General features: G+C 57.5%; 8 protein-coding genes. 2 read left to right on the top strand and 6 right to left on the bottom strand.

Annotation, left to right across the window (positions count from 1 at the left end; all coding sequences use genetic code 11):
• Position 1: 1 nt before the first annotated feature.
• Positions 2-214 (bottom strand): hypothetical protein, encoded by a 213-nt coding sequence (locus tag RX972_RS12010; protein WP_316875574.1) that lies wholly within the window; start codon positions 212-214, stop codon positions 2-4.
• A 116-nt stretch (positions 215-330) separates the two neighbouring features.
• Positions 331-531: a hypothetical protein gene (locus RX972_RS12015; protein WP_027900216.1), complete on the bottom strand. Its 201-nt coding sequence runs from the start codon at positions 529-531 to the stop codon at positions 331-333.
• A 191-nt stretch (positions 532-722) separates the two neighbouring features.
• Here RX972_RS12015 and RX972_RS12020 point away from each other — a divergent pair, with 191 nt between their 5' ends.
• Entirely contained in the window at positions 723-1,310 is a 588-nt protein-coding gene (locus tag RX972_RS12020) for a LysE family translocator (RefSeq protein ID WP_164581481.1), read from the top strand.
• Positions 1,311-1,314: 4 nt separating this feature from the next.
• Here the strand turns inward: RX972_RS12020 and RX972_RS12025 are convergent, their stop codons facing one another.
• The 4 genes from RX972_RS12025 to RX972_RS12040 form a co-directional block, all read right to left on the bottom strand.
• The gene (locus tag RX972_RS12025; RefSeq protein ID WP_316875578.1) at positions 1,315-2,136 is read right to left on the bottom strand and encodes an AraC family transcriptional regulator; all 822 of its coding nucleotides are present in this window, start codon (positions 2,134-2,136) and stop codon (positions 1,315-1,317) included.
• 217 nt (positions 2,137-2,353) lie between these two features.
• On the bottom strand, positions 2,354-3,784 hold the full coding sequence (locus RX972_RS12030; protein ID WP_316875580.1) for a PLP-dependent aminotransferase family protein: 1,431 nt from the start codon (positions 3,782-3,784) through the stop codon (positions 2,354-2,356).
• A 305-nt stretch (positions 3,785-4,089) separates the two neighbouring features.
• Positions 4,090-4,401, bottom strand: a complete 312-nt coding sequence (locus RX972_RS12035) for an RcnB family protein (protein ID WP_027900212.1) — start codon at positions 4,399-4,401, stop codon at positions 4,090-4,092.
• A gap of 157 nt (positions 4,402-4,558) precedes the next feature.
• Complete coding sequence (locus RX972_RS12040; RefSeq protein WP_231677843.1) at positions 4,559-5,416, bottom strand: SDR family oxidoreductase; 858 nt, start codon at positions 5,414-5,416, stop codon at positions 4,559-4,561.
• An 85-nt stretch (positions 5,417-5,501) separates the two neighbouring features.
• Here RX972_RS12040 and RX972_RS12045 point away from each other — a divergent pair, with 85 nt between their 5' ends.
• Positions 5,502-5,918: a winged helix-turn-helix transcriptional regulator gene (locus RX972_RS12045; protein ID WP_122394561.1), complete on the top strand. Its 417-nt coding sequence runs from the start codon at positions 5,502-5,504 to the stop codon at positions 5,916-5,918.
• Positions 5,919-6,162: the final 244 nt, after the last annotated feature.

Genomic DNA, 6,162 nt, shown 5'->3' on the forward strand with positions numbered 1-6,162 from the left:
ATCAGCAATCGATGCGCTGGGCTACGTCGCGCAAGTCTTCTACCGACGCTTGCAGCTTGTCGATCTGCTGGCCAACTTCGTTTGCATCCCGGGCGTGAACGGAGTGCTGCATATACAGTAAATGCCCGGATAAATGCTGGGACACACCTTCGAGATCGTTGGCAGTAGTCTGCAGATCGCTCTGGATGTTTTTCAGGTCTTCGATGTTCAACATGGACTCCGGAAGTCAGGGGCCGAATGGCATTGACGTCCAGGTCAAGGTCAACCATCAAAGTAGAAAGATGGCTAATTGATATATTGCGCAATTTTGCAGCATTTGTCGCGTGCTTTTTATTCGTCTTCCAGATCGGACTCGGAATAGGAGTCCAACAGTGCAGCCAGTGCCAGAGTGCGTTGCAGGCCAGTCGTGGTTTGCATGATCTGAGCGACGGCTTCAATGGCCGCCGCTTTGGCTTGTTCGCGCTCTGCTTCTGTGTTGTTGGGCGTCGCGTCCTGAGCTGCGGCGATGATCGATTCTTCAAAACTGTTCATGGGTTGCGCTCTGCAAATGAAGGCACCTGACGGCTGGCTTGTATTGGCCGCCTGTCCAATGCGGCTCATTCTGCCTGATTCCTGCCGCGAGAGTCAGTGGGCACCGCGCAGTGGGTGATTTTATTCAATACGCCGTGGAGACCGATCCTTACCTTGATCACGTCATTTCAGATCAAGTTGAAGGTGTTCAAATGAGTGTGTTGGTGTCCATGGCAGCCTTTGCGCTGGCGTCTTCAATCACCCCGGGGCCGGTGAATATCGTGGCATTGAGTTCGGGGGCGCGTTACGGCCTGGGCTCGGCGCTGCTGCACGTCACCGGTGCCACCCTGGGGTTCACGCTGCTGTTGATCCTGATCGGCTTCGGCCTGCATGAAACGCTGCTGCATTTGCCGTTTCTGACCCTGGCAATCAAGTGGGCCGGGGTGGCTTTTTTACTTTATATGGCCTGGAAGCTGGCCCTGGATAACGGGCAACTGGATGTAGAGCGCGAAGGTGACAAGCCGTCGATGCTGGTGGGGGCGGTGATGCAGTGGCTGAATCCCAAGGCGTGGCTGGCGTGTATTGCCGGGATGGGAGCCTTCGTTGCCAGTGGCGAAACGCGGCTGATCTGGCAGTTCGCGGCGATCTATTTCGTGATCTGCTATTTGTCTTTGGCGTGCTGGGCGTTTGCCGGGACCTTCCTGCGTCAGTACTTGAAAAGTGCGTTGGGCATTCGGGTTTTCAACCGCAGCATGGCGCTGTTGCTGGTGGGCTGCGCTGTGTACTTGATGGCGTACTGATCGGTTATTGCAGGCGATATTGCCCCGGCGTCGCTGCCAGATGCTTCTTGAATGCCCGTTGAAAGTGCGCCTGGTCGGCAAAGCCCAGCTCGTGAGCCACGTCAGCAATCAGGCTGCCGTTTTTGAGTTGCGTGCGAGCGTGCTGGATGCGGCGGTTGATCAGGTACGCGTGGGGCGTCATGTGGTAACGCTGTTCGAAAGCGCGGATCAGGTACGAACCGGACAAACTGGCGGCGTTACACATGTCTTCGAGGGTAATGGGCTGTTTGAAATTGTCATTGATGTACTGCGCCGCGCGTTCGACCCGCTGCGTTGCCAGCTCCGGGCGAATAGAGAGGCTGCCCAGGGTTTGCTGCATCTGGCTGAAGAACGCGATGGCGGTGCATTGCTTGTGCAGAACCTCAGCCTGATCGTCGATCAGCATGGCGTAGAGGTTATTCAGGCCCCTGAACAGGCCTGGCGAAGTGCTGTGGGTTTGTGCAATTGGCTGGAAATCATGGTTTCCATCCAGACCCAGTTCATGTTGCAGGCCGGTGAGCCATTGGGTATCGACGTACAACATCAGGTATGACCAATGCTGATCGGCAATGGGATTGCAGGCATGAACGTCGCCAGGATTCATCAGCACCACCGTGCCCGCGCCCACGTGCTGGCGGCTTTTCTCGTGCAGGTATGTGCTTTGCCCGGCGGTGATCGCCCCGATGGAAAACACTTCATGGGAATGCTTGGCATAACACAGCTTGCGCCCATCGCCCACCGAACGCGCCTCGATGAAAGGCAGCTGCTCGTCACGCCAGAAGTAGGGCGCTTGTGGTTGTGGGTTCATGGGGTGTTGATCTCTTCAGAAGTTTTGATCAGCCGGTTGGAACGGCTCCGTGTCCAAGACGCCGTGCTGTATCGCGCCAAAGCCATCGCGGACTCGCGGTTCACGTGCGCTCCTACAGAAAAACACTCAGGTTCAAATACCGTCTCATGTTCGGTAAGAGCATAACAGCGCGTGCGTCTCCCGAGAGTAGCGCATCGCCACGCATCTTTGCCAACACTCAAAACGTCTGCAGCAAATCCCGCAACCGGTCCAGCGCCGGGTCGATGTCCAGGGTTTCGATGGCACCAAAGCCCAGATAGATTCCGGCGCGATCAGGTGTGGACTGGTAATACGGCGCCAGTGAATAGATGCCGACGTCATGCTGGCGAGCCTGTTTGATGAGCCGCTCGATATCCAGTGGCACCTTGCACCACAGCGCCATGTGAAAGCCTGCCGTGGCCGGAATGGCTTCAAACCATGGCGCGAGATCAGTCGTGAGACGCTCAAGAATACGTTGCCGACGCCCGACATAGACCGCGTGGCAGCGACGAATATGTCTTTGCAGTAAACCGTCGTCGATAAACTTGGCCAGCGCCCATTGATTCAGCGTGCTGGTGTGCCAGTCGGTCAATTGCCGGGCCTTGATCACGGCCGCATGAATGGCGCTGGGTAATACGGCGTAACCCAGCCGCAGCTCCGGCAGCAGAGTCTTCGAGAACGTCCCGACATAGGCAACGATGCCGTGACGGTCCATGCTTTGCAATGAATCGGTGGGCTGGCCCTCGTAGCGGAATTCGCTGTCGTAGTCGTCCTCAATGATGATCGCACCGATACGCCTCGCCTTATCCAGCAATGCCTGACGACGCGCCATGCTCATGGGCATGCCCAATGGCATCTGATGCGAGGGCGTGACGTAGATAAAGCGTGCGTCATCCGGTATCGCGTCCACCTGCAGGCCGAGTGCGTCCACCGGTACGCCAACCACCCTTGCGCCTTGGGCAGAGAATAATAAACGGGCCGGTCTATAACCTGGATCCTCCATGGCAACGCAACAACCGGGCTCGGTCAGGACCCGGGAAATAAGGTCCAGCGCCTGTTGCGCGCCGTTACACACAACAATGTCATCCGCCATGCAGCGCACGCCCCGGGCGAAAGCGATGTGCCCGGCAATGGCCTTGCGCAGAACCTCCAGTCCTTGTGGTTGGCTGTACAGGCCGGGTGTTTTGGCCAGTTGCCGCAAGGCATGCTGAATACAACGTCGCCATTCACCCGCGGGAAAATGACTGCGGCTGACCGCGCCGCCAATGAAGTCGCCGCGTCGGGTTTCTTCACCAGCTGGGTGACGCAGGCCCAGCTCCAGGTTCTGCCATTTCTCCAGGACTGCCGCACTGGCCAGATCGCAGGTTTCCTGCTGGCGAGACTGGGCGGTCGCCAGGCTGTTGACGAAGGTGCCGCTGCCCCTTTTGCCGACCAGGAAGTTCTCGTAGGTCAGGCGTGAATAAGCGTCGGAGATGGTTTTGCGTGATACACCCAGCTGTACGGCCAACAAACGGCTGGGCGGTAACTGCACACCGGCGGCGAGCCGACCTGACTCGATGTTGTCACGCAATTGGTCGTAGAGCTGGTTCGCCAGGTCCTTGCGGCCTTTGATGACAATGTGCAGTTCCATCGCTTGCTCCGGGCCCACCGCGACGCACGGTTTGAAAGGCCGCTGATTCTTTCAGGGCGCGCCGGGTTCGGCAATCAGCTTCAGTGGAAGTGTTTCAAAGGCAGGAGGCGTTCAGCATGCTGAAGGGGAAGGGTGGAACCTCACTGGCTGCAGATTCAACGCTGCCCTGCAAACACAGTCTGCGTGGGAGCGAATTCATTCGCGAAGAGGCTGGTACATCCGCAAACCATGTATCGTTTGAAATGCCGCCTTCCCGAATAAATTCGGTCCCACAGAGGCAGCATTTCAGGCCAATTCAAGTGCTCTTACTTCTTTTTCACCGGCACGATTTCAGTGATTTGCCCATTGGTGAGCTGTACCTGCACATATTTATCGTTGATCTGCACCCACTGGGATTCTTTGGCGGGCTCTTTCAGTCCGCGCTTGCTCCAGTCCTTCAGGCCTTCTTCAGGGCGGCGGAATTTTTCCGGGGCGCGAGAGCCGAGTTCCAGTTCATGCATGTTGTCCTTGGACTTCTCGATGGTCGGCTCTGGGGCGTCGGCGGCCTGGACGGACAGGCTGGTCAGAGACACACAGCCAAGAATTGCCAGACAAGCGACGAGTGATTTGCTCTTCATATACAGCTCCTAGGGCTCAGTGCGTAATGCTCTGTTCGTAGCTCTAGGACAACCGTCGAAAAAAATCATTCGGTTTGATTGTTCGGTGATGGCCGTTGGGGTAACCGATCCGTGAACCAGTGCTCGCCCTGACGGCGCAGGGCGAGCCTCTGTGTCGTCAGTTCTTCAATGTTTCGGCGACGGTGATGGCGAGCGGCGTAGTCGGGCGGCCGATCAGCGCGCTTAGCTGCCGACGAGCATCGAATAGCGCACCCTTAGCGGCGGCTGCATCCGAATCCGAGAGCAGATCAGCAACAAAGCCTGGCAGGCCTGCCTGAACCAGTGCGGCCTGGAAATCAGCCTGTGGCAAGTCTGTATAAGGCACGGTCTTGCCTGCCTGCTTTGATACTTCAGCGGCAAAGTCGCTTAGCGTGTAGGAGTCGTCACCGGCCAGCTCATAGACTCTACCGGCCTGATCCTCAGCGGAGGTCAGCACCGCGACGGCTGCGTCTGCGTAATCGGCCCGCGCTGCCGAGCTGATACGGCCATCGGCAGCACTGCCAAACACTGCGCCATGTTCCAGCGCAGCAGGAATACCCGCCGCGTAGTTCTCCGTGTACCAGCCGTTGCGCAGCAGCACGAAAGGCACGCCGGACTTTTGCAGTGCGGCTTCGGTCTGACGGTGTTCTTCCGCCAGGCCCAGCAGTGAAGTGTCGGCATTCAGGACGCTGGTATAAGCCAGCAGCTTGACGTTGGCGCGTTTTGCCGCGTCGATGACTGCTTGATGCTGGGCGGTACGCTGGCCCACTTCGCTGGATGAAATCAGCAGGATTTTCTCGGCGCCTTTGAATGCGCTGTCCAGGGTCGAGGCTTGTGAGTAATCCGCGTGACGCACCTGCACGCCCAATGCAGCGAGGTCGGCAGCTTTTTCCGGGCTGCGCACGGCCGCAATGATTTGTCCTGCAGGAACGCTGGCCAACAGCTTTTCAATCACGAGACGGCCCAATTGACCGGTTGCTCCAGTAATGACGTACATGCTCGGTTCCTTGACTGTATTAAGGGAAGCCAGAGCATAAACATGATGCTAACCTTTCGTAAGTACGTACAAAAAGGTAAGTGTCATGAGTGGATCAGAGCAGCAAAGCCGTTCATTGCTCGCAGCAGTGATGGAAGCCCGGGCGGGCGAGTTGATGGCGGCTGATTGTCCGTCGCGAATTGTGCTCAATCACGTGTGCAGTCGCTGGGGGGTGTTGGTACTGGTGGTGCTGCGCAGCGGCATGCACCGCTTCAGTGAGCTGCGCCGCAAGATTGGCGGCGTGAGCGAGAAGATGCTTTCGCAGACGTTGCAGCATCTGGAGGGTGATGGTTTCGTTGAGCGCAAAGCGTTGCCGGTTGTGCCGCCTCACGTGGAGTACCGCCTGACGCCTATGGGTGAAGAAGTGGCGCAGCAGGTCGAAAGCTTGGCGAACTGGATCGAGCATAATCTGCCGCGCATCATGGCGGTGCGAGAAGAAGTGGATTCAGCCAGATTGACCTGAGTACTGTTTGATGTGGCAGTAACTTGCGGGAGCCGAGCTTGGTTGCGATAAACGATAACGCGGTATGTCGTCTAGCAGCATCTTATGCATCGCGGGCAAGCCTCGCTCCCACAGGATCTGCGCCATCCCTTGAGCTTCACCCGGGCAAAAGGCGACATGACGAGGCCGGGCAGTATCATGGCGGCGCGAGAGGAAGTGGATTCAGCCAGATTGACCTGAGTACTGTTTGATGTGGCAGTAACTT

It is taken from the genome of Pseudomonas syringae group sp. J309-1, from assembly GCF_032582135.1.
Lineage (GTDB): Bacteria > Pseudomonadota > Gammaproteobacteria > Pseudomonadales > Pseudomonadaceae > Aquipseudomonas > Aquipseudomonas quasicaspiana.

What these genes read in the sequence shown, in the direction of transcription:
- RX972_RS12010 (WP_316875574.1), bottom strand. Translation starts at nt 214, where the DNA reads ATGTTGAACATCGAAGACCTGAAAAACATCCAGAGCGATCTGCAGACT.
- RX972_RS12015 (WP_027900216.1), bottom strand. Translation starts at nt 531, where the DNA reads ATGAACAGTTTTGAAGAATCGATCATCGCCGCAGCTCAGGACGCGACG.
- RX972_RS12020 (WP_164581481.1), top strand. Translation starts at nt 723, where the DNA reads ATGAGTGTGTTGGTGTCCATGGCAGCCTTTGCGCTGGCGTCTTCAATC.
- RX972_RS12025 (WP_316875578.1), bottom strand. Translation starts at nt 2,136, where the DNA reads ATGAACCCACAACCACAAGCGCCCTACTTCTGGCGTGACGAGCAGCTG.
- RX972_RS12030 (WP_316875580.1), bottom strand. Translation starts at nt 3,784, where the DNA reads ATGGAACTGCACATTGTCATCAAAGGCCGCAAGGACCTGGCGAACCAG.
- RX972_RS12035 (WP_027900212.1), bottom strand. Translation starts at nt 4,401, where the DNA reads ATGAAGAGCAAATCACTCGTCGCTTGTCTGGCAATTCTTGGCTGTGTG.
- RX972_RS12040 (WP_231677843.1), bottom strand. Translation starts at nt 5,416, where the DNA reads ATGTACGTCATTACTGGAGCAACCGGTCAATTGGGCCGTCTCGTGATT.
- RX972_RS12045 (WP_122394561.1), top strand. Translation starts at nt 5,502, where the DNA reads ATGAGTGGATCAGAGCAGCAAAGCCGTTCATTGCTCGCAGCAGTGATG.